This is a genomic window from Enterococcus gallinarum, assembly GCF_021496385.1.
GTDB lineage: Bacteria > Bacillota > Bacilli > Lactobacillales > Enterococcaceae > Enterococcus_D > Enterococcus_D gallinarum.
The window spans coordinates 889110-910220 of the sequence record NZ_CP050816.1 but is presented as its reverse complement, the minus strand read 5'-3'; the positions used below and the strand labels follow the sequence as shown (position 1 = coordinate 910220).

The window sequence follows — 21111 nt, the reverse complement described above, 5'->3', positions numbered from 1 at the left end:
ATTCTTTAATCAAAAAATTGATTGTCTCGTTTTTCTGCTGCTAAATAATCGGCTAGCGCTTGATACTCCGGTAAAATCTGCCATTGGTGCTTCTGCCAGATTTGAGTTGCTTCTACTTGTGCAACTTCAAGAATATGGGCATCGGCTACTAAATCGGCTGCGGCGAATTCAGGTAAACCTGATTGACGATTACCAAAGACTTCCCCGGGACCTCGCAATTGCAGATCTTTTTCACTGACGACAAAGCCATTGGTGGTTTCAGTCATGATTTTCATCCGCTCTATTCCGGTTTCATTTTTGGGATTTGCCACCAAAATACAGTAAGAAGCATCTGCACCACGGCCGACACGCCCCCGCAACTGGTGCAACTGAGCTAACCCAAAACGATCTGCATCAATAATCAACATGACTGTCGCATTGGGTACATTTACCCCTACTTCAATAACTGTCGTTGATACCAAGATCTGTAACTGGTTGTCCTTGAACTCTTCCATGATCTCGTCTTTTTCTATATTTTTCATTTTGCCGTGGAGAATGCCCACTTGGTAGTTAGGGGCAAAATAAGCCTGCAGCTGCTCGTAAATCTCCGTAGCATTCTTGACATCTAACATTTCTGATTCTTCAATCAGCGGACAGATCACATACATTTGATGTCCTTTCGCTAATTCCTGACGAGCCCAGTCCAGCACAGATTCCAATTGAGGTGGTCGTACCCAACGCGTTTCGACCGGAATCCGGCCAGCTGGCATCTCATCGATGATGGAAACATCCATCTCACCATAGGCCGTGATGGCCAAGGTTCGTGGTATCGGCGTCGCCGTCATGAACAAAACATCCGGCAAATATCCTTTTTCTCGCAATATTTTTCGCTGATTGACACCAAAGCGATGCTGCTCATCTGTGATGACTAAACCTAGACGGGCAAAATTGACCCCTTCTTGGATCAACACATGCGTCCCTACGACAATATCGATCTCACCTGCAGCCAATTGCTCCAAGATCACTCGCCGTTCCTTTGTCTTGGTGGACCCTGTCAGCAGTGCCGTTGTCACTTCTAGCGGATCAAATAACTGGTTAAGGCTTTCCAAATGTTGTTGTGCCAGAATCTCAGTTGGTACCATTAACGCCCCTTGAAAGCCAGCTGTCATAGTGGCGTACAGTGCGATAGCAGCCACAACTGTTTTGCCGCTACCGACATCTCCTTGCAGCAGTCGCTGCATATGTTGCGGACTTTTGAGGTCATGACAGATCTCGTTGGTGACTCGCTTTTGAGCAGCAGTCAATTCGAAAGGCAGTGTCTGGGTGAAAGCTTTTAACCGCTGAACATCATAGTCAATGGCTAAGCCGTTCTTTTCAGCCTTTTCGGAAATTTTCAATCCTTGGATCTGCATTTGAAATAGGAAGAACTCTTCAAAGATGATTCGCCGCTTTGCTTGATGACTTTCTTGCGGATCTTTTGGAAAGTGCATAGCTCGCATAGCAGTCTGGCGATCCAATAACCGATATTTCTCCGTTAAAGTTAGAGGTAAGATTTCCTCGATCTGGTCTCCGTATGATTCAAATGCCTGCCTGATCAAGTCAACCAGCACGCTTTGCCGTACCGATTTGTTTACATGATAGATAGGAGCGAAATCACCTGGCTTCTTGCTGCCAAGAATCTTCATCCCAGCTAGTGATTTCCGTTTCGCATCCCATTTCCCGTAAACCGCGATTTCTTCAGACAAAACAACTTTATCTTTTAAATAGGGCTGATTAAAAAAGGAAACATTGAATACATCATGATCTTGCATCATTCGAAACTGCAGCCGACTCTTTTTGTAACCAAAACGATTTACAACAGCCGGGGAAACAACGATTCCTTTGATCGTGACTTTTTCTTGATCTTGTATCTCGTTCAATTGACGCTCTTGAATATCTTCGTAGCGAAAGGGGTAATATCGCAATAAATCTTCGATTGTCTGGATTCCAAGCGCTGCGAGATCTTTTGCTCGCTTTTCTCCGACACCAGACAAAACAGTGATTGGCTGATCAAGCATTTCTTCCCTCCTCAAAACTAGTTGTTTGCAGATTGCTTTCTTTATTTTACTCTTCTCTGTTTAAATTACGAAGAATTTGAATGAAAAAAGATGAGCAAAAACAGGCTGTTTCTCTATCAATCAAAAAAGAGACGGAAACAAAAATCGCCCTGCGACTTTTGCCCCGTCTGCTTTCAAGTTTTATTCAGCCGAGAAAAGATACGGATAAACAGGTTGATCTCCTTGATGGATCTCCACTTCGATCTCCGGATAGATTTCTGTCAATGCTGCTTCGATTTTTGCTGCTTCTTTTGCTTTTCCTTCTTCGCCGATAATAATCGTAACGATTTCTGTTTCATCTGAAATCATCTTCTGCAATGTATCCATGGAAGCAGAGAAACAATCGGGTACAGAAACCACGATTTTCCCATCAACCATTCCCAAGAAATCACCTTCTGTGATTTCAATTCCATCGATCGCTGTATTACGAATCGCGTGTGTCACCGAACCACTGACAACACTTGACAAGATTTCAGTCATCGCTTGTTGATTTTCCGCTAACGTTGCTTGTTCATTGAAGGCCAACATTGCTGTCATCCCTTGTGAAATCGTACGGGTCTCAACAACAGCGACTGGGATGTCCGATACTTCTGCTGCTTGTTGTGCAGCCATAAAGATATTCTTATTGTTTGGTAAGACGATAACCTGATCTGCGTTCACTTCATTGATAGCAGTCACGATGTCTTCCGTGCTTGGATTCATCGTTTGACCACCGCTGATCACATAGCTTGCACCTAAGCTGGTAAATAGTTTATTTAATCCATCACCGGCTGCGATAGCAATGATTGCATAAGGTGTACGCGGACGTTTCACTGCAGCAGAGGGTTGATCGTGCTCCAGAATTGTTTCATGCTGTACACGCATATTATCCACCTTGATCTTGATCAAAGAACCAAATTTTTGGCCATAGTTCATGACTTCACCTGGATGTTCTGTGTGTACATGGACTTTGATAATCTCATCGTCATTGACGACTAAAAGAGAATCTCCAAGTTCGTTTAGATAATTTCGGAATGTTTCATAATCAAACGTACTGTCCACTGTTGGTCCTTCACCAATTTTGACCATGATCTCTGTACAATAACCGAATTTGATGTCTTCTGTAGCCATTTGTCCTTGAACGCTGCGATGATGTTCGGCATTGACCATTTCATCCATTGCTGCTGGTGTTGGTTCATAGACCTCATTGGCTTGATATTCTCCAGTCAGTGCATTTAAGAACCCTTCATAAATGAACAATAATCCTTGGCCACCACTATCGACTACACCAACTTCTTTCAAGACTGGCAATAGATCTGGTGTTTTGGCTAGCGCACGTTTTGCTCCGTGAACGACTGCTTTCATGACTTCTACACAGTCATCACTAGTTTGTGCTTTTTTCTCACCGTATTCTGCAGCAATACGTGCTACTGTCAGAATCGTTCCTTCTACGGGTTTCATGACTGCTTTATAGGCGGTTTCGACCCCATGTGTAAAGGCTTGTGCCAATTCTGGCGCAGTTAATGTTTCGACCGTGGGGATCGCTTTAGCAAATCCACGGAACAATTGAGACAAAATGACGCCTGAGTTTCCTCGTGCGCCCATTAGTAGTCCTTTTGAAAGAGTTGTGGCAAGATCGCCCACTTTTTCTGAAGTGGCATCTGCTACTGCTTTAGCACCGCTTGTCATTGATAAATTCATATTCGTTCCTGTATCTCCATCAGGTACTGGAAATACATTCAATGAATTGACAAACTCTGCATTTACTTGTAGACGAGCCGCGCCTGCCTGCACCATCTCTTGAAACTGACCTGCGCTGATATTCGTTACCTTCACTGATAATCCTCCTTAAAATCATCCGCCGCAAGCGGATCACTTGCCTAATCTGGCAGTACACGTACACCTTGGACAAAAACATTCACTGAATTTGCTGAAACGCCTAGCATTGTTTCAAGATTATATTTCACTTTTTCTTGCACATTGCGGGAAACTTCAGAAATTTTTGTACCATAGCTAACGATCGTGTAGACATCCACTGCAATACCGTTTTCTTCTTGACGAACAACGACACCGCGAGAATAGTTTTCTTTGCGTAAAATTTCATTGATGTTGTCCTTGATCTGTTTCTTGCTGGCCATGCCCACAATACCAAACACATCTGTTGCTGCGCCACCGACAACTGTGGCGATGACCTCGTTGCTGATTTCAATAATACCTGATGAGGTTTTGATTTTTACAGCCATAATATAGCCTCCTTAAGCGGGATATTCCCATCTTTCTTCTCTCACATTTTATCATAGCTGCTAGTCAAATAAAAGGATGTGACTTATGAAAAGGGGCTTGGCATCAGATATTCTTGTATTCTGACCTTGTTTAATTTACAATGTTTACTGCTAAAAGTCAATCTTTCTTGAAAATTACCCTTGCATTTTCTAACTTTCTATGATAAATTCAGATGGTATGAGCTGAAATAGCGCTCCAACATCAAGGCAAAGGAGGAAATAACCACATGGCTAAAGTTTGTTACTTTACTGGACGTAAAACTACAAGTGGAAACAACCGTTCACACGCAATGAATGCGACAAAACGTACTGTGAAACCTAACTTGCAAAAAGTTCGCGTTATGATTGACGGAAAACCTAAAAAAGTTTGGGTGTCAACTCGTGCTTTGAAATCTGGAAAAGTTGAGCGCGTATAATCTTAACCACACATTTTCGGCCGTTCTTGCGAGCGGTCTTTTTTGTTGTCTTCCGTTTCATTCCTCCTTTCCTTTCTTATGTCCTTTGTTTTTTCTTTAAACAGCTAATGACATTGTTTTTTTAATCCTTTGAATTATGGTACACTAATAAAAAATTCATAAGGATTAGGTGACTATTCTTGGCTACTATCAAATCATTCATCAAACAACATTGGCCTTATATGACCGCCAGTTTTCTGCTGCCGTTACTGATTATGGCAGTCATTTATTTAACGATCGGAATCTATCCCGGCAGCAGCCGCAGTGTCTTAGCGAGCGATGCCTTTTCGCAATTTTCGAATTTCCATGCCAGTTTTCGTAATGTCTTATTAGGCAAGCAGAGTATCTTCTATACTTGGAATGCCTCTTTAGGGTTGAACTATCTTGCACTGATCTCTTACTATTTAGGTGGTCTTTTTACGCCGCTGGTTTTATTGTTTCCCAATCAATTGATGCCAGATACGCTCTATGTGCTGACACTTTTGAAAATCGGCAGCGCCGGACTCGCATTTTGGTTTTACGCGAGTCAAACATTTAAAATCCAACGGTGGCATCATGTTACGCTTGCTGTCTGCTATGCGTTGATGTCCTTTATCACTGCTCACTCCGAATTGATCATGTGGCTAGATGCACTTATTTACCTGCCATTAGTGATTCTAGGGATTGATCGGCTCTTGCAACAAAAAAAACCGACTCTTCTGTTTGTCAGTTACCTACTGTTATTTATCTCAAGTTTTTATATGGGATTCATGATCGGAGTGTTCTCCGTCTTGTATCTATTCGTGCAATTAGGTCGCGATTGGAAGCAAAACAAGAAAGCAATCATCCCTTACGGCATCACTTCTTTATTAGCCGGTGGGGCTTCCATGATCATCATTTTGCCTGCTGTACTTGATTTACGTTCAAATGGGGAAGAATTGTCCACTATCACGAAGTTCAAGACAGAAGCTACTGGTGTTTTCGATCTTGTAATGAAAAATATGATTGGCGTATATGATACAACTAAATACGGTTCGATCCCGTTTATTTATATTGGCCTACTGCCATTACTACTTTGTATTTTATACTTTGTTTCTAAGAGAATTCCTTTAAAAGATAAACTGCTATATGCTGGATTGTTTAGCATTTTGATCGCCAGTTTCTATATCGTTCCCTTGAATCTCTTCTGGCATGGGATGCATGCCCCAAACATGTTCTTGTTCCGCTATGCCTATTTGTTCTCCTTTCTAGTGATTCTTTTGGCTGGTTATGGTTGGGAACAGCTGCAGCAAAAAGACCGAGGTCTGTTTGTGATTGTCGGACTATCTACGATTGCTCTCTTTGCACTTTCTTATGGACTGGGAGGAAACTCGTATGAATTCGTCACCACAGCCTCTTTTGCGTTAACGATTGTTTTCTTTGCCCTTTACTTGCTGTGTATCGGTTTCGGTCAACTTGGTATGCTAACTAAAAAGAAAGTGGCACTTCTCTTGTTGGTTTTCGTTTGCGGTGAAATGGCGATCAACACGAGTGGGATGGTTCGCGGAATCTTAAATGATTGGAATTACGCCTCTCGAAGTCTGTTCACTGATCCTTATCCTTCAATCAAGCAATTGGTGGATCAAGCCGATAAAGACAATGAGACCTTTTTCCGTTTGGAAAATCTGGATCCCGTTTCTTCCAATGACAGTATCAACTATGGTTACAGCGGTGTCAGCATGTTTTCTTCAATCCGCAACCGCAACTCCTCTAGTTACTTAGATAAATTAGGTTTTCGTTCAAGAGGAACGAATCTTAATATCCGTTATCCGAATAATACATTGCTAATGGATGCTTTCACCGGCATCAAATACAATATTAGCAAACAAAACTTAACAAAATACGGTTTTGAACGCGTAGGAGAAGCTGGAGACTACAAGCTTTATCAAAATAGCAACGCTCTTCCCCTTGCCATGTTAGCAGAGCCTTCGATCAATAAGATCCAACAGCCTGCCAACGACAATCTAACCAGCCAGAAGAATTTGATCAACGGTTTGGCAAACATTGAACAAAACTATTTTGATTTTCAACCGATCACTGTCATTCACAGCAAAAACACCGATATCACTGAAAATGGCATGTACACGACATTCCAAGAGCAAGAAAGCAATGTGGCGAAAGAGATTACTTGGCAAGTAGAAGTACCTGCTCATTCCCAAGCCTATCTTAGTCTGTATCCGGCAAACTTCGGTGAATTAGAGAGTTCTACAGCTACGATCACTGTGAACGGGGAACAGCGGGAAAGTCAAATTGGAATCAATGGTCAATATTATGATCTAGGCTACTATGATACGGCAACGACCGTGCAGTTTACGGCAAGTTTCTATGGCACTCAGTCAATTTCTTTCCAAAACCCACAGGTGGTGACATTAGACACTACCGCCTTTCAACGGGCAATCGATGCCATTCAAGAGAGAGGTGTTGCGATGACTGTCGGCAAACAAAATGCCGAAGCCGATATCACTACTGAGAAAGAACAGCAGCTTATCACTACGATTCCTTATGACAAGGGCTGGTCTGCCAAACTGGATGGCAAACCTATCGCTATTGACGCTTTCCAAGATGCGTTTATCAGTGTGAAGATCCCAAGCGGTACCCACCATCTTGAACTGACTTATTTACCGCAAGGTTTTGTGATCGGAGTCATTTTATTCTTTAGCTGCCTACTGCTCTTTATTTTGTTCCGCTATTTCTATCAAAGAAAAGTAGCAGCTGAGATAGAACACACACCCACAGACAAGCCAGGCAGATGAGAGCAATCGATACCTTCTTTATCTGCCACAATAGCAGTCAGCTGCGAAAAGAAGCGCCCCCCAACGGATCGATACGAATCGAACCTTAGGAGGCGCTTCTTTCTTTTAGTTCTCTTTTATTCATAGGCTACGCGAACCAAATACAACCCTTCCGGATGAGCAGTAGGTCCAGCGGCATTGCGGTCTTTTTGGGCAATAATGGCGGGAATGCTATCTGCTGGTAAGCGTCCATTACCGATCTTCAACAGGGTTCCGACCATGATGCGGATCATTTTATATAAGAAGCCATCGCCTCGAAAGGTAAAGAGTAGTTCGTCTCCGGCCTCATTCACTTCCATACTAGCTTGGTGAATCGTCCGGACTTTATCTTCTACGGAGCTGCCAGTGGCACAAAAACTGGTAAAATCATGCGTACCTAATAAATCGGGTAAAGCTTGCTGGATTTTCATTAGGTCCAACGGATACGGGTAATAGCTTGCGTAATATCTACGAAAAGGGCTTCGTGGTTTGCCGATATCTACGCGAAATTGATAGGTCTTCTCCCGCACAAGATAGCGGGCGTGAAAGTGTTCATCGACGATTTCCACCTGTTTCACAGCAATATCTTCCGGTGTTTGTGTATCAAGTCCAAAGCGCATTTTTTCTAATGGACGTTCGTCAAAGTCAAAATGAATCACTTGACCTAAAGCATGGACACCCGCATCGGTCCGTCCTGAACCGTGGATTTGGACTGCTTGTCCATTTTTCATGCGAGTCAATGTTTTTTCGATTTCTTCTTGTACTGTGCGTCCATTGGGTTGGCGCTGAAATCCTTGGAAATTGGTGCCATCGTAAGCAATCGTTGCTTTATAACGTACCATATTCTCACCTGCTTTCATTTTCTCAAAAAAATCTGAGGAGCCGATTGCACTCCCCAGACATTTACTTTTATCCTCTTAATAATACTAAACCTACTGTAAAGAGCACAAAGACCAACACTACGAGTGTGTCGCGGTTGTGCCAGTGAAGAATCCGATACTTGGTCCGCCCTTCACCGCCTTGATAGCCTCTAGCCTCCATGGCTGTAGCTAGGTCCTCTGCCCGGTTAAAACTGCTGACAAACAAAGGGATCAGCAATGGGACGATAGCTTTCATCTTTTGCAACAACCCGCCTTCTCCGAAATCGACTCCGCGGGCACGCTGGGCATTCATAATTTTCTCAGTCTCATCCATTAATGTCGGCACAAAGCGAAGTGCGATCGACAGCATCAAAGAAATTTCATGCACGGGAAATCGGATGGCTTTTAATGGGCGTAATATATATTCGATTGCATCTGACAACTCCAAAGGTGGTGTCGTCAACGTCAGCAATGTCGACATAAAAATAATCAAAACAAAACGGCAAAAAATGAACGCACCATTCTGCAAACCAAATTCGGTAATATTGAAGATCCACCAGGACCAATAGACTTCTCCACCCGTCGTAAAGAGAATCTGCAATGCTACAGTGAATAAAATCAGCCAGATCAACGGGCGAACACCACGAACGAAAAAACCCAAATCAATTTTGGAAAGAAAAATGCTAAATAGCGTAAAAACAGCTGCCAAAAGATAGCTCTGCCAATTGTTTGCCAAAAAAATGATTCCAATAAAATAAAAACTGGCAAGTAATTTCACCCGTGGATCGAGTTTATGGATAAAGGAATCTCCTGGAATAAAGCGGCCAAAGATTAGTTTATTCATCATTTGCGGTCGCCTCCTTTGCTACCAGTTGATCCGCAAGTTCTTCTGCTGTCAATGGCAAGTGTTCGAAATGCAACCCTTTCGCTTGCAACAACGCTGCAAAAGCAGTTGCTGTTGGTACGCCTAATTGTTTTTCTTGTAGCCATTCGATATCTTGAAAAACATTCTTCGGTGCACCCTCTTTAACGATTCGTCCTTTTTCTAATACATAGACATAATCTGCAAAATTAGCCACATCATCCATCAAATGGGTCACTAAGATGATGGTCATATTTTTCTCTTGATGGAGTCGCTGGAACATCTCCATCATTTCTTTGCGTCCTTGTGGATCTAAACCCGCTGTCGGCTCATCTAATACCAATACTTCCGGTTCCATTGCTAAGACCCCGGCAATGGCTACTCGGCGCATCTGTCCTCCTGAGAGATCAAATGGGGAACGTTCAAGAAAGCTTTCATCTAAACCAACGAGTTTAATGTACTCTTTCGCTAATTCAGCTGCCGCTTCTTCACTCACACCAAAATTTTGGGGACCAAAAGCGATATCTCGAGCCACAGTTTCTTCAAACAATTGCGATTCAGGAAATTGAAAGACGATTCCTACTTTTTTACGCAATGGTTTTAAATTCTTATTATCAGTTTCAGGAGTGATCACGCGATCACCAATCGTCACTTTGCCCGCTGTTGGCTTTAATAATGCATTCAAGTGTTGTAGTAATGTTGATTTGCCACTACCAGTGTGACCCACCAATGCTGTATACGAGCCTTCTTTGATTTCGAGATCAATATCGAATAACACGCGTTGCTCAAATGGGGAATGCGGTTGATAAGTAAATGCTACTTTTTCAAAACGGATGTCCATAGCCAATCCACCATTCCTTCCTCTGTCAAGTACGCTGCAGGCACAGAGATGCCGCGCTGCTTCAAAGCTGCCTTCAATTTTTCTGGAAAAGGCAAATCTAGACCCAATTCGATCAATTCTGGGCCAGCCGAAAAGATTTCTGCCGGCGTCCCTTCACGAACCAGTTCTCCTTGGCGCATGACCATGACCCGATTGGCATTGGCTGCCTCATCAATATCATGGGTGATTGACAGAACAGTTAAATTATTTTCTTCCTTGATTTTCTTGATCGTTGAAATAACTTCTTCTCTTCCTTCAGGATCAAGCATACTAGTTGCCTCATCTAAAATGATGATATCGGGACGTAATGCCACAACACCAGCGATGGCTACTCGCTGTTTTTGTCCCCCAGAAAGTCTGGCTGGTTCTCGTGTTGCAAATTCTTCCATCCGGACTTGTTCTAGAGCATTTTTGACTCTGATCACCATTTCGTCACGAGGAATCCCTTGGTTCTCTAGACCAAATGCCACATCATCTTCTACAGTTGAACCGACAAATTGATTGTCGGGATTTTGAAAAACCATTCCGACCATTTTACGGATATTCCAAATATTTTCTTCATTAAGCAGCATGTCTCCCACTGCAACGCTTCCTTCTTGCGGTAAAATCAAACCGTTGATCGTTTTGGCCAAGGTCGATTTTCCTGAACCGTTATGACCGATAAGCGCAACCCATTCTCCTTGCTCAATGGACAAAGAGACATTCTTCAACGCCGGACGATCTTCTTCGGTATAACGAACGGTGATAGCATTCAATTCAATGATCGGCTTCATGATATACTCCTTCATTCCAGTTAATTCTTACTTACACTACCAAAAAAGTAAGTTATTTTCAATCATTCCGATGAGATTTCCAAACAGAACTTTGTTTTCACTTGCCATGACCTGTCAAGACAGATCATCGAAAGTAAAAAAAAAGCACTTTATGATGAGTGCGTACACCTCGAAATACATCGAGGTGTAGGCGCTGAGCTAGACTCGGAAAGTTTCTTCCAACATCATAACACTCTTAATAAACATCTATAAAGTGATGATAAGTGTGATTTTAAACAAGTTCTAGGATAACCATTGGTGCAGCATCTCCGCGTCTTGGTTCTGTTTTCAAGATGCGAGTGTAGCCACCTTGGCGATCTGTGTAACGAGGAGCGATGTCATTGAATAATTTTTGCAAAGCTGATTCAATAACTACTTCTTCGTTTTCTTCACGAACGCTAGCAACTTCATTACGAACAAATGCGGCAGCTTGGCGACGTGCATGCAAATCACCACGTTTACCTAAAGTGATCATTTTTTCTGCAGTTGAACGAACTTCTTTCGCACGAGCTTCAGTCGTAACGATGCGTTCGTTAATGAATAAATCAGTTGTTAAATCACGCAACATCGCTTTACGTTGGCTAGATGTGCGTCCTAGTTTACGATAACTCACGTGGTTTCCCTCCTTCACTTTCGTATGTCGTCTCGATCAGACGAGCCGAAACTAACGTAATCGAAGACGTATTAATCGTCTTTACGTAGTCCTAAACCAAGATCGTGTAATTTCACTTTGACCTCTTCAAGAGATTTACGGCCTAAGTTCCGTACTTTAATCATTTCTGGTTCAGATTTATTAGTCAATTCTTGTACAGTATTGATTCCTGCACGTTTTAGACAGTTGTATGAACGAACAGACAAGTCTAATTCTTCAATCGTCATTTCCAACATTTTTTCTTTTTGTGTTTCTTCTTTTTCCACCATGATCTCAGCGTTTTTCGCTTCGTCCGTTAGGTTTACAAAGATGTCTAAATGTTCGGTCATGATTTTTGCAGCTAAACTCATTGCTTCCAATGGTTCAATTGAGCCATCAGTCCATATTTCCATCGTTAATTTGTCAAAATCATCACGACGACCAACACGAGTATTTTCTACTTGGTAGTTCACACGACGTACTGGTGTATAGATTGAATCGACTGGAAGAACACCGATTGGCATGTCTTCTTTTTTATTTTCATCTGCTTGAACGTAGCCGCGTCCAGGTTTCACAGTTAAGCGAGCATGGAATGAAGCTCCTTCAGAAACGTTGCAGATATACATATCTTTGTTAAGGATTTCTACATCACTGTCTACGATGATATCGCCAGCAGTTACTGTAGCAGGTCCTGTAATATCGATTTCCAGGGTTTTTTCTTCATCCCCGTACATTTTTAATGCAAGACCTTTGATATTCAAGATGATTTGAGCAACGTCTTCCCGAACGCCCTTAACAGTTGAGAATTCGTGTAAAACTCCATCGATTTGAATATTGGTGATTGCTGCACCAGGTAAAGAAGATAATAAAATACGACGTAAGGAATTTCCTAAAGTAGTTCCGTATCCTCTTTCAAGAGGCTCAACGATGAACTTGCCATAATCTTTTTCTTCATCAATCTTTGCGATTCTTGGTTTTTCGAATTCAATCATTCTTATCTTTTACCCCTTTCAAAACGAAAAGTGTCTTGTTCAATGACGTAATTGTTACACTCAAAATGAGCAGCACTCATTAAACACGACGGCGTTTTGGAGGGCGGCATCCATTATGAGGGACTGGAGTCACGTCACGGATTGCAGTCACTTCCAAACCTGCTGCTTGTAATGAACGAATTGCTGCTTCACGTCCAGAACCAGGTCCTTTAACTGTTACTTCTACAGTTCTTAATCCGTGTTCCATTGCTGCTTTGGTAGCTGTTTCTGCTGCCATTTGAGCGGCAAAAGGAGTAGATTTTTTGCTTCCTTTGAAACCTAATGAACCAGCTGATGACCATGCTAATGCATTCCCATGAGTATCAGTGATCATAATGATTGTATTATTGAATGTTGAGTGAATATGTGCAATACCCGCTTCAATATTCTTTTTCACACGGCGTTTACGACTCACTTTTTTTGCTGCCATGAAGTTTTAACCTCCTTCACTTAGGAATTATTTTTTCTTGCCTGCGACTGTTTTAGACGGGCCTTTACGAGTACGTGCATTGTTTTTCGTGTTTTGTCCACGAACTGGCAATCCACGGCGATGACGGATACCACGGTATGAACCGATTTCCATCAAACGTTTGATGTTCAAGTTCACTTCACGACGAAGGTCACCTTCAACTTTTAATTTATCAACTTCAGCACGGATAGCATCTGTTTGTTCATTCGTTAGATCACGAACACGAACTTCTTCAGAAACGCCAGCGTTTGCTAAAATTTGTTTTGCAGTCGTGTTACCAATACCATAGATATAAGTAAGTGAAACGACCACACGTTTATCACGAGGAATATCTACTCCTGCAATACGAGCCATATTTGTTACACCTCCGATTATCCTTGACGTTGTTTATGTTTTGGATTTGCTGGGCAAATCACCATAACGCGTCCTTTACGACGAATTACTTTACAATGTTCGCACATTGGTTTTACTGATGGTCTTACTTTCATGATAATACCTCCTGTGGTTTTACGGAGTACAATTATTTAAAGCGATAAGTAATGCGGCCACGGTTCAGGTCATACGGTGATAATTCAACCGTCACTTTGTCTCCAGGTAATATACGAATGTAGTGCATCCGGATCTTACCAGAAACGGTCGCTAGAACTTGGTGTCCGTTTTCCAATTCGACTTTAAACATTGCATTCGGCAAAGTTTCGACGACTGTACCTTCGACTTCAATCATATCTTCTTTTGCCACGCACAGTACCTCCTTGTACTTGTGATTTTCACACGATAAAATGGCGGAAACGGGGTTCCCACCTGATATTCTCAAACTATGCTTCTACTTAATAACAGTAGAAGTCGGACTGACATATTTTATCATACTCTGTCAAAGGTTTCAAGAGAAAGTTTTGTAGCTGCAAGTCGGTGACGGGCAATCTATGATTAGTCAATGATGTTTTTAACATCTTTAAATACAGCATCGATGTCGCGATCACCATCAATCGACTGCAATAAACCTTTTTCTTTGTAATAAGCTAAGATTGGTTCACTGCTTTTGATATTGACAGCTAGACGATTTTTGACCGTCTCAGGCTTATCATCTTCACGTTGGTAGAAGTCATGACTTCCACAACGATCACATGTTCCTTCCACTTTTGGCGGATTGAACAATTTATGATAAGTTGCCCCACAATTGCGGCACATGAAGCGGCCGGCTAAACGTTCTACGAGAACTTCTTCAGGAACATGAATATCAATGACAGCATCTAGTTTTTTGTTTAGGTCTTTCAACATTTCGTCCAATGCTTCAGCTTGTTCCAAAGTCCGCGGAAAGCCATCCAATAAGAAGCCTTTCTCTGTGTCTGGTTCAGCTAAACGCTCTTTGACGATACCGTTGGTGACCTCATCTGGAACCAAAGCGCCTTGATCCATGTAAGATTTTGCTTTCAGGCCTAATTCTGTTTCGTTCGCCATTGCAGCCCGAAACATATCGCCTGTTGAAATATGAGGAAGACCGTATTCAGCAACGATACGTTCTGCCTGAGTACCTTTACCGGCACCAGGTAGTCCCATTAAAATGAGGTTCATTCTAATTCCTCCTGTAAGTTTTTGAATAGTGTTGAGGAAGACCTCAACACTTCAATAACTTTAATTGATAAAACCAGTATATTTCCGTTTCAGCATAAGTCCTTCTAGCTGCTTCGCAGTATCCAGAGCTACCCCGATAACGATCAATAAACTTGTTCCACCTAAACCGATTGATTGCGGCAAGTTCCAAACCATCTGAGCGATGATCGGCAACAGCGCAACTAGTCCTAAGAAGACCGATCCTACTGTACTTAATCGCATAAGCAGACGTGAGACGTATTCTTCTGTTCCTTTACCAGGGCGCACACTTGGAATGTAGCTTCCTTGTTTTTGTAGGTTTTCCGCTAATTTCTCAGGGTTAACTTGTACAAATGCATAGAAGAACGTAAACGCCACGATCAAAACAGTATAGATGATCGCACCAGGTACGGTGTTATAACTAAAAATCGTTTGTACTACTTCATACCAAGTTTCGCCTTTGTACGAACTACCTAATGCTTGAATGATCGCATTTGGTGTTGTAATAAACGAACTAGCAAAGATAACTGGGATTACACCGGCAGCGTTGACCTTCAATGGAAGATAACTACTTGTTGGCGCACCAGCTACTCGCTTCGTATATTGGATTGGAATCTTTCGTTCTGCTTGTTGTACATACGTCACAAATGTGATGATGACCAAAACAGCAACGACAAGCAAGACCATAAACAATGCATTCATCCAAATATCTGATGGATCCACGTTGATGAAATAATCTTCTACCAATTCCTTGATACTAGCGGGTAAGCGTGAAATGATCCCTGCAAAGATAATCATTGACACACCATTTCCAATTCCGCGTTCTGTGATTTGTTCTCCTAACCAAGTAACGAGCATCGTACCTGCTGTTAAGATCAAACCAATCACCACAAACGTCGAGATATTTGGATTGTTGACAAAGCCAAGTTGTGTATAATAGTTGAACCCTGCAGTTAACGTCATCGACTGAACAAAGGCCAAAACCAATGTTAGGTAACGAGTTGCTTGATTCAATTTCTTACGACCAACTTCCCCTTGCTTCGACCACTCAACAAATCTTGGCACAATATCCATCTGCAACAACTGAATAACGATTGACGCAGTAATATATGGTGACACACCCATTGAGAAAATCGAGAATTGCTGCATCGCGCCACCGCTGACCAAGTTCAACATGTTCAGAAACGGTAGATCAGCAATTTCCCGCAAACGGCTTGCGTCTACGCCTGGCACAGTAATATGTGTACCCAGACGAAAGACAAACAAGATAAGTACGGTGAAGAAAATTCTCGATCTAATATCTTTTACTTTAAAGGCGTCCTTTAGTAGTTTGAACATTAGATCACCTCGATTGATCCACCAGCAGCAACGATTGCTTCTTCAGCTGCTTTTGAGAATTTTGCTGCTTTCACAGTCAATTTCTTCGTTAGTTCTCCATTTGCTAATACTTTGATTCCAGCTTTTTCATCTTTGACGATTCCAGCTTCATGCAAAGCAACAGGTGTTACTTCTGCACCGTCTTCAAAGCGGTTTAATACATCAAGATTGATAACTGCATATTCTTTGCGGTTGACATTTGTAAATCCGCGTTTTGGCAAACGACGGAACAATGGTGTTTGTCCCCCTTCAAAGCCTAAACGTACTCCGCCACCTGAACGAGCTTTTTGACCTTTTTGTCCGCGTCCAGCTGTTTTACCGTTACCAGATGAAGTTCCGCGACCAACACGGTTACGTACTTGGCGTGATCCTTCTGATGGTTTTAATTCATGAAGTTTCATAGGTTTGGCACCTCCTTAATCAAACTAGATCTGCTGATCCTTAGACTTCTTCAACGTCCACTAAGTGAGAAACAGTGTTGACCATGCCTTTGATTGCATCATTAGCAGGTTTTACTACTGTTGAATTCAACTTTGTAAGACCTAACGCTTTTACAGTATCGCGTTGGTTTTGGGGACGTCCAATAATACTGCGTTTTAAAGTGATTTTCAATTCAGCCATTATAGTGTCCTCCTTAACCGATTAATTCTTCTACTGATTTGCCGCGAAGTGCTGCCACTTCTTCAGCGCGTTTCAATTGTTTCAACCCTTCAACTGTTGCGCGAACAACGTTGATTGGTGTGTTAGAACCTAAAGATTTAGATGTGATATCCGCTACCCCAGCTAATTCCAATACGGCACGAACGGGTCCACCAGCAGCTACCCCAGAACCTTCTACAGCAGGTTTCATAAGGATGCGTCCGCCGCCGAATACACCGATAACTTCGTGAGGGATTGTAGAACCAACCATTGGTACTTCTACCAAGTTTTTCTTCGCGTCTTCGATTGCTTTACGGATTGCTTCTGGTACTTCTTGTGCTTTACCAGTACCGAAACCTACGTGTCCGTTTTTATCACCGACAACAACTAATGCAGCAAAACGTAGACGACGTCCACCTTTAACAACTTTAGTTACACGGTTAATCGCAACAACGCGGTCTTCTAATTCCAAATGTTTTGGATCAATATAAACCATGAATGGTGTTCCTCCTTCTCTTAAAATTCCAGTCCATTTTCGCGAGCTGCTTCAGCTAAAGCTGCTACACGGCCATGGTAAAGGTATCCACCACGGTCAAAGACTACTACTTTAATACCTTTTGCTGCTGCACGTTCTGCAACTAATTTGCCGACAGCTTGTGCTTGTTCAGTTTTGTTTCCACCTGAAATTTCTTTATCTAAGGCAGAGGCACTTGCTAGCGTCACACCCGCTACGTCATCAATGATTTGAGCGTAGATGTTTTTGTTCGAACGGAACACGTTTAAGCGTGGGCACTCAGCAGTACCAGAGATTTTGTTACGTACACGACGATGTCTTTTCTGACGTGTTTTATTTTTATCTGGTTTTGTAATCACAATTGTCACCTCTTTTTATTTGCTAGCCTAAGCCGCTATTCGTAAATGCTTACGACTATTTACCAGTTTTACCTTCTTTACGACGCACAAATTCGCCAACATAACGAATTCCTTTGCCTTTATAAGGTTCTGGAGGACGAACGCCACGAATATTGGCAGCTAATTCGCCAACAACTTCTTTATCTGATCCTTTGATGATCACAGAAGTGTTTGAAGGAACTTCAATTTCGATTCCAGCTGGCGCTTCGATTTCAACCGGATGAGAGTAACCAACGTTCAATACAAGTTTTTTACCTTGCAATTGAGCACGGTACCCAACCCCGATCAATTCTAACGCTTTTTGGAAACCTTCAGAAACACCAACAACCATGTTGTTGAAGTTTGCACGGGTAGTTCCGTGGATAGTTTTCATTTCTTTACTATCGTTTGGACGAGTGAATGTTACTTCGTTTCCTTCGATATTCATTTTGATATCAGAAGAAAAAGTACGTTTCAATTCACCTTTAGGTCCTTTAACTGTAATGTCGTTTCCATCTTGTTTGATTTCAACACCTGCAGGAAGAACGACGATCTTATTACCGATACGACTCACTTAGAGGCACCTCCTTGTGGATTATTTTAAATTACCATACATAAGCGACTACTTCGCCGCCAACATTTTTTGCTCTTGCTTCTTTGTCAGTGATAACACCTTCAGAAGTTGAGATGATCGCGATTCCTAAACCGTTCAATACTTTTGGCACTTCGTCAGCTTTGACATAAGCACGCAAACCTGGTTTAGAGATACGTTTCAAGTTTGTGATAACACGTTCACCGTTTTTGCCGTATTTCAAGAATACGCGGATCACGCCTTGTTTGTCATCTTCGATATATTCAACATCGCGAACGAAACCTTCACGTTTCAAGATTTCAGCGATATCACGTTTGATTTTTGAAGCAGGTACTTCTAAGCTTTCGTGTTTTACCATATTGGCATTACGTACACGCGTTAGAAAATCTGCGATTGGATCTGTCATGACCATGGGATAATTTACCTCCTTTATGCGAGTATAGTTTACCAGCTAGCTTTCTTCACGCCGGGAATTTGTCCTTTATAGGCAAGTTCGCGGAAGCAAATACGGCAAAGATGAAATTTACGATAAACTGAATGTGGACGTCCGCAACGTTCGCAACGAGTATACTCTTGTGTTGAGAATTTAGCAGGGCGTTTGTTTTTAGCAATCATTGATTTTTTAGCCACGTAGTTCGCCTCCTTTTTTTATTTTTGGAATGGCATGCCTAATTGTGACAACAATTCACGAGATTCTTCATCTGTGTTGGCTGTTGTTACAATAACGATATCCATACCACGTACTTTATCGATCAAATCATAATCTACTTCAGGGAAGATCAATTGTTCTTTGATTCCTAATGTGTAGTTTCCGCGTCCGTCAAACGCTTTTTTGCTGACACCGTGGAAGTCACGGACACGTGGCAATGAAACTGTTACTAACTTGTCTAAGAATTCATACATTCTTTCGCCGCGTAGAGTAACTTTCGCACCGATTGGCATTCCTTCACGTAAACGGAATCCAGCAATAGATTTTTTCGCTTTTGTGATCAATGGTTTTTGACCTGAGATCAATTGTAATTCTTCAACAGCTTTATCTAAGTTTTTTGCATTCGATACAGCATCACCAACACCCATGTTGATAACGATTTTATCAACTTTTGGTGCTTGCATAACTGAGCTGTAGTTAAATTTGTCCATTAATGATGGGACAACTTCTTTTGAATATTTTTCTTTAAGGCGGTTCATCTGTTAGCCCCTCCTTCCTTTATTTGATTATTTATCAAGAACTTCTCCGGTTTTTTTAGAAACGCGGACTTTTTTGCCGTCAACTTCTTTATAGCCTACACGTGTTGCTTCACCGTTCGAAGGATCAACCACCATCACGTTAGAAACATGAATTGGTGCTTCCATCTCGACGATTCCGCCTTGAGGAGCTGTTTGAGAAGGTTTTTGGTGTTTTTTAACGACGTTCACACCTTCAACAACGACTTTGTCTTTCTTAGGAAACGCTGCAAGTACAACGCCTTCTTTGTTTTTGTCTTTACCAGTGATAACTTTAACTTTATCGCCTTTTTTAACAAACATGTTTGTTTCGCACCTCCTTTAGATAAGAATCACTATTACAATACTTCTGGTGCTAGGGAAACGATCTTCATAAAGTTGCCTTCACGCAATTCGCGAGCAACTGGTCCAAAGATACGAGTTCCACGTGGGCTCTTATCGTCACGGATAATAACCGCAGCATTTTCATCAAATTTAATGTAAGAACCGTCTGTACGACGTGCTCCTGATTTTGTACGAACGATAACGGCTTTAACGACGTCACCTTTTTTGACAACCCCACCTGGCGTTGCTTGTTTGACCGTAGCAACGATCACGTCACCAATATTCGCAGTTTTACGACCAGATCCGCCAAGGACTTTGATCGTTAGAATTTCACGGGCACCTGAGTTGTCCGCCACTCTTAATCGGCTTTCTGCTTGGATCACGATGTGTATCCTCCTTTCAGATTTTGCAATTCACAATCTATATAGGAAAATCTCGTGTGATTAGATAATCACTGCCTTTTCAACAATCTCTACTAGACGGAAACGTTTCGTAGCTGATAATGGACGAGTTTCCATAATTTTCACGATATCGCCAACTTTTGCTTCGTTGTTTTCATCGTGTGCTTTGTATTTCTTAGAATAGTTCAGACGTTTGCCGTAGATAGGGTGGTTTTTCTTAGTTTCAACGACAACAGTGATTGTTTTATCCATCTTGTCGGATACCACGCGACCTTGGTAAACTTTGCGTTGATTTCTTTCTTCAGTCATACGCTAAATGGCCTCCTTCCACTATTACTTTGCTTGTTCACGCAATACTGTTTTGATGCGTGCAATCGATTTACGTACTTCTTTGATACGTGCAGTGTTTTCTAATTGTCCTGTAGCTAATTGGAATCTAAGATTAAACAATTCTTCTTTCAATTGTTTTTCTTGATCTAGCATTTCGGCAGTGGTTAATTCTCTGATTTCTTTAACCTTCATTCGATTCACCACCCATTTCCTCACGTTTTACGATCTTTGTTTTCACTGGCAATTTGTGAGAAGCAAGACGTAACGCTTCACGCGCAACTTCTTCGGGAACGCCGGCAATTTCAAACATGATTTTACCACGTTTTACTGGTGATACCCATCCTTCAGGAGCCCCTTTACCAGAACCCATACGTACCCCAATTGCTTTGGCCGTATAAGATTTGTGAGGGAAAATTTTGATCCATACTTTCCCGCCACGTTTCATATAACGAGTCATTGCAATACGGGCAGCTTCGATTTGGCGGTTTGTGATCCAGTGTGATTCAACAGCTTGCAAGCCGTATTCACCGAAAACTACTTCTTTTCCGCCTTTCGCTTCACCGCGCATTTTCCCGCGGAATTCACGACGGTGTTTTACACGTTTAGGTACTAACATGT

Annotated in this window: 30 protein-coding genes; 2 read left to right on the top strand and 28 right to left on the bottom strand. The window is 42.0% G+C overall.

The genetic code is table 11. The annotated features are described in order from the left end of the window. Positions 1-5: 5 nt before the first annotated feature. From recG to HED61_RS04520, 3 genes are all read right to left on the bottom strand, one after another. Entirely contained in the window at positions 6-2069 is a 2064-nt protein-coding gene (gene recG / locus HED61_RS04530) for an ATP-dependent DNA helicase RecG (protein WP_289481336.1), read from the bottom strand. Between the two features lie 147 nt (positions 2070-2216). Then, on the bottom strand, positions 2217-3890 hold the full coding sequence (locus HED61_RS04525; protein WP_003128047.1) for a DAK2 domain-containing protein: 1674 nt from the start codon (positions 3888-3890) through the stop codon (positions 2217-2219). Between the two features lie 44 nt (positions 3891-3934). Continuing rightward, positions 3935-4297, bottom strand: coding sequence for an Asp23/Gls24 family envelope stress response protein (locus HED61_RS04520; RefSeq protein ID WP_003128046.1), 363 nt, complete (start codon positions 4295-4297; stop codon positions 3935-3937). A 266-nt stretch (positions 4298-4563) separates the two neighbouring features. Between HED61_RS04520 and rpmB the strand changes: the two genes are divergently transcribed. Then, positions 4564-4752: a 50S ribosomal protein L28 gene (gene rpmB, locus HED61_RS04515; RefSeq protein ID WP_003128045.1), complete on the top strand. Its 189-nt coding sequence runs from the start codon at positions 4564-4566 to the stop codon at positions 4750-4752. A 179-nt stretch (positions 4753-4931) separates the two neighbouring features. Continuing rightward, entirely contained in the window at positions 4932-7562 is a 2631-nt protein-coding gene (locus HED61_RS04510) for a YfhO family protein (RefSeq protein WP_003128044.1), read from the top strand. 116 nt (positions 7563-7678) lie between these two features. On the opposite strand, the gene truA is transcribed toward HED61_RS04510, so the two are convergent. The 25 genes from truA to rplP form a co-directional block, all read right to left on the bottom strand. Further along, positions 7679-8422, bottom strand: coding sequence for a tRNA pseudouridine(38-40) synthase TruA (gene truA / locus HED61_RS04505; RefSeq protein ID WP_219645214.1), 744 nt, complete (start codon positions 8420-8422; stop codon positions 7679-7681). A gap of 67 nt (positions 8423-8489) precedes the next feature. Next, positions 8490-9287, bottom strand: a complete 798-nt coding sequence (locus HED61_RS04500) for an energy-coupling factor transporter transmembrane component T family protein (RefSeq protein ID WP_003128042.1) — start codon at positions 9285-9287, stop codon at positions 8490-8492. Further along, positions 9277-10143 carry an energy-coupling factor ABC transporter ATP-binding protein gene (locus HED61_RS04495; protein ID WP_005470033.1) on the bottom strand — a complete coding sequence of 289 codons (867 nt, stop codon included), beginning with the start codon at positions 10141-10143 and terminating at the stop codon, positions 9277-9279. Before HED61_RS04495 ends, HED61_RS04500 begins: the two co-directional genes overlap by 11 nt. Further along, positions 10119-10955 carry an energy-coupling factor ABC transporter ATP-binding protein gene (locus HED61_RS04490; protein ID WP_003128039.1) on the bottom strand — a complete coding sequence of 279 codons (837 nt, stop codon included), beginning with the start codon at positions 10953-10955 and terminating at the stop codon, positions 10119-10121. The genes HED61_RS04495 and HED61_RS04490 overlap by 25 nt, the downstream gene beginning before the upstream one ends. A gap of 271 nt (positions 10956-11226) precedes the next feature. Continuing rightward, on the bottom strand, positions 11227-11607 hold the full coding sequence (gene rplQ, locus HED61_RS04485; protein ID WP_003128038.1) for a 50S ribosomal protein L17: 381 nt from the start codon (positions 11605-11607) through the stop codon (positions 11227-11229). A 71-nt stretch (positions 11608-11678) separates the two neighbouring features. Beyond that, on the bottom strand, positions 11679-12617 hold the full coding sequence (locus HED61_RS04480) for a DNA-directed RNA polymerase subunit alpha (RefSeq protein ID WP_003128037.1): 939 nt from the start codon (positions 12615-12617) through the stop codon (positions 11679-11681). 79 nt (positions 12618-12696) lie between these two features. Further along, a complete protein-coding gene (gene rpsK, locus HED61_RS04475) occupies positions 12697-13086 on the bottom strand; it encodes a 30S ribosomal protein S11 (RefSeq protein WP_003128036.1) in 390 nt (129 codons plus the stop codon). A 27-nt stretch (positions 13087-13113) separates the two neighbouring features. Beyond that, positions 13114-13479 (bottom strand): 30S ribosomal protein S13, encoded by a 366-nt coding sequence (gene rpsM, locus HED61_RS04470; RefSeq protein WP_003128035.1) that lies wholly within the window; start codon positions 13477-13479, stop codon positions 13114-13116. A gap of 17 nt (positions 13480-13496) precedes the next feature. Beyond that, positions 13497-13613, bottom strand: a complete 117-nt coding sequence (rpmJ, locus tag HED61_RS04465) for a 50S ribosomal protein L36 (RefSeq protein WP_002288710.1) — start codon at positions 13611-13613, stop codon at positions 13497-13499. Between the two features lie 32 nt (positions 13614-13645). Continuing rightward, positions 13646-13864 carry a translation initiation factor IF-1 gene (infA, locus tag HED61_RS04460; RefSeq protein WP_002288695.1) on the bottom strand — a complete coding sequence of 73 codons (219 nt, stop codon included), beginning with the start codon at positions 13862-13864 and terminating at the stop codon, positions 13646-13648. Between the two features lie 188 nt (positions 13865-14052). Further along, positions 14053-14697, bottom strand: a complete 645-nt coding sequence (locus HED61_RS04455) for an adenylate kinase (protein WP_003128018.1) — start codon at positions 14695-14697, stop codon at positions 14053-14055. A gap of 60 nt (positions 14698-14757) precedes the next feature. Beyond that, a complete protein-coding gene (gene secY, locus HED61_RS04450) occupies positions 14758-16053 on the bottom strand; it encodes a preprotein translocase subunit SecY (RefSeq protein WP_003128017.1) in 1296 nt (431 codons plus the stop codon). Continuing rightward, on the bottom strand, positions 16053-16493 hold the full coding sequence (rplO, locus tag HED61_RS04445; RefSeq protein ID WP_003128016.1) for a 50S ribosomal protein L15: 441 nt from the start codon (positions 16491-16493) through the stop codon (positions 16053-16055). Before rplO ends, secY begins: the two co-directional genes overlap by 1 nt. A gap of 40 nt (positions 16494-16533) precedes the next feature. Continuing rightward, a complete protein-coding gene (rpmD, locus tag HED61_RS04440) occupies positions 16534-16713 on the bottom strand; it encodes a 50S ribosomal protein L30 (protein ID WP_003128015.1) in 180 nt (59 codons plus the stop codon). A 13-nt stretch (positions 16714-16726) separates the two neighbouring features. Further along, the gene (gene rpsE, locus HED61_RS04435; protein WP_003128014.1) at positions 16727-17227 is read right to left on the bottom strand and encodes a 30S ribosomal protein S5; all 501 of its coding nucleotides are present in this window, start codon (positions 17225-17227) and stop codon (positions 16727-16729) included. A 20-nt stretch (positions 17228-17247) separates the two neighbouring features. Beyond that, on the bottom strand, positions 17248-17604 hold the full coding sequence (rplR, locus tag HED61_RS04430) for a 50S ribosomal protein L18 (protein ID WP_003128013.1): 357 nt from the start codon (positions 17602-17604) through the stop codon (positions 17248-17250). A gap of 55 nt (positions 17605-17659) precedes the next feature. Continuing rightward, positions 17660-18196: a 50S ribosomal protein L6 gene (gene rplF, locus HED61_RS04425; protein WP_003128012.1), complete on the bottom strand. Its 537-nt coding sequence runs from the start codon at positions 18194-18196 to the stop codon at positions 17660-17662. A gap of 31 nt (positions 18197-18227) precedes the next feature. After that, the gene (gene rpsH, locus HED61_RS04420; protein WP_003128011.1) at positions 18228-18626 is read right to left on the bottom strand and encodes a 30S ribosomal protein S8; all 399 of its coding nucleotides are present in this window, start codon (positions 18624-18626) and stop codon (positions 18228-18230) included. Between the two features lie 32 nt (positions 18627-18658). Next, a complete protein-coding gene (locus tag HED61_RS04415; protein ID WP_003128010.1) occupies positions 18659-18844 on the bottom strand; it encodes a type Z 30S ribosomal protein S14 in 186 nt (61 codons plus the stop codon). 18 nt (positions 18845-18862) lie between these two features. After that, positions 18863-19402 carry a 50S ribosomal protein L5 gene (gene rplE, locus HED61_RS04410; protein ID WP_003128008.1) on the bottom strand — a complete coding sequence of 180 codons (540 nt, stop codon included), beginning with the start codon at positions 19400-19402 and terminating at the stop codon, positions 18863-18865. Between the two features lie 27 nt (positions 19403-19429). Beyond that, on the bottom strand, positions 19430-19741 hold the full coding sequence (gene rplX, locus HED61_RS04405; protein ID WP_003128007.1) for a 50S ribosomal protein L24: 312 nt from the start codon (positions 19739-19741) through the stop codon (positions 19430-19432). A gap of 35 nt (positions 19742-19776) precedes the next feature. Next, on the bottom strand, positions 19777-20145 hold the full coding sequence (rplN, locus tag HED61_RS04400; protein WP_003128006.1) for a 50S ribosomal protein L14: 369 nt from the start codon (positions 20143-20145) through the stop codon (positions 19777-19779). Positions 20146-20205: 60 nt separating this feature from the next. Then, complete coding sequence (rpsQ, locus tag HED61_RS04395; RefSeq protein WP_003128005.1) at positions 20206-20472, bottom strand: 30S ribosomal protein S17; 267 nt, start codon at positions 20470-20472, stop codon at positions 20206-20208. 24 nt (positions 20473-20496) lie between these two features. Next, on the bottom strand, positions 20497-20685 hold the full coding sequence (gene rpmC, locus HED61_RS04390; protein WP_002288664.1) for a 50S ribosomal protein L29: 189 nt from the start codon (positions 20683-20685) through the stop codon (positions 20497-20499). Next, complete coding sequence (gene rplP, locus HED61_RS04385; RefSeq protein WP_003127975.1) at positions 20675-21109, bottom strand: 50S ribosomal protein L16; 435 nt, start codon at positions 21107-21109, stop codon at positions 20675-20677. Before rplP ends, rpmC begins: the two co-directional genes overlap by 11 nt. Positions 21110-21111: the final 2 nt, after the last annotated feature.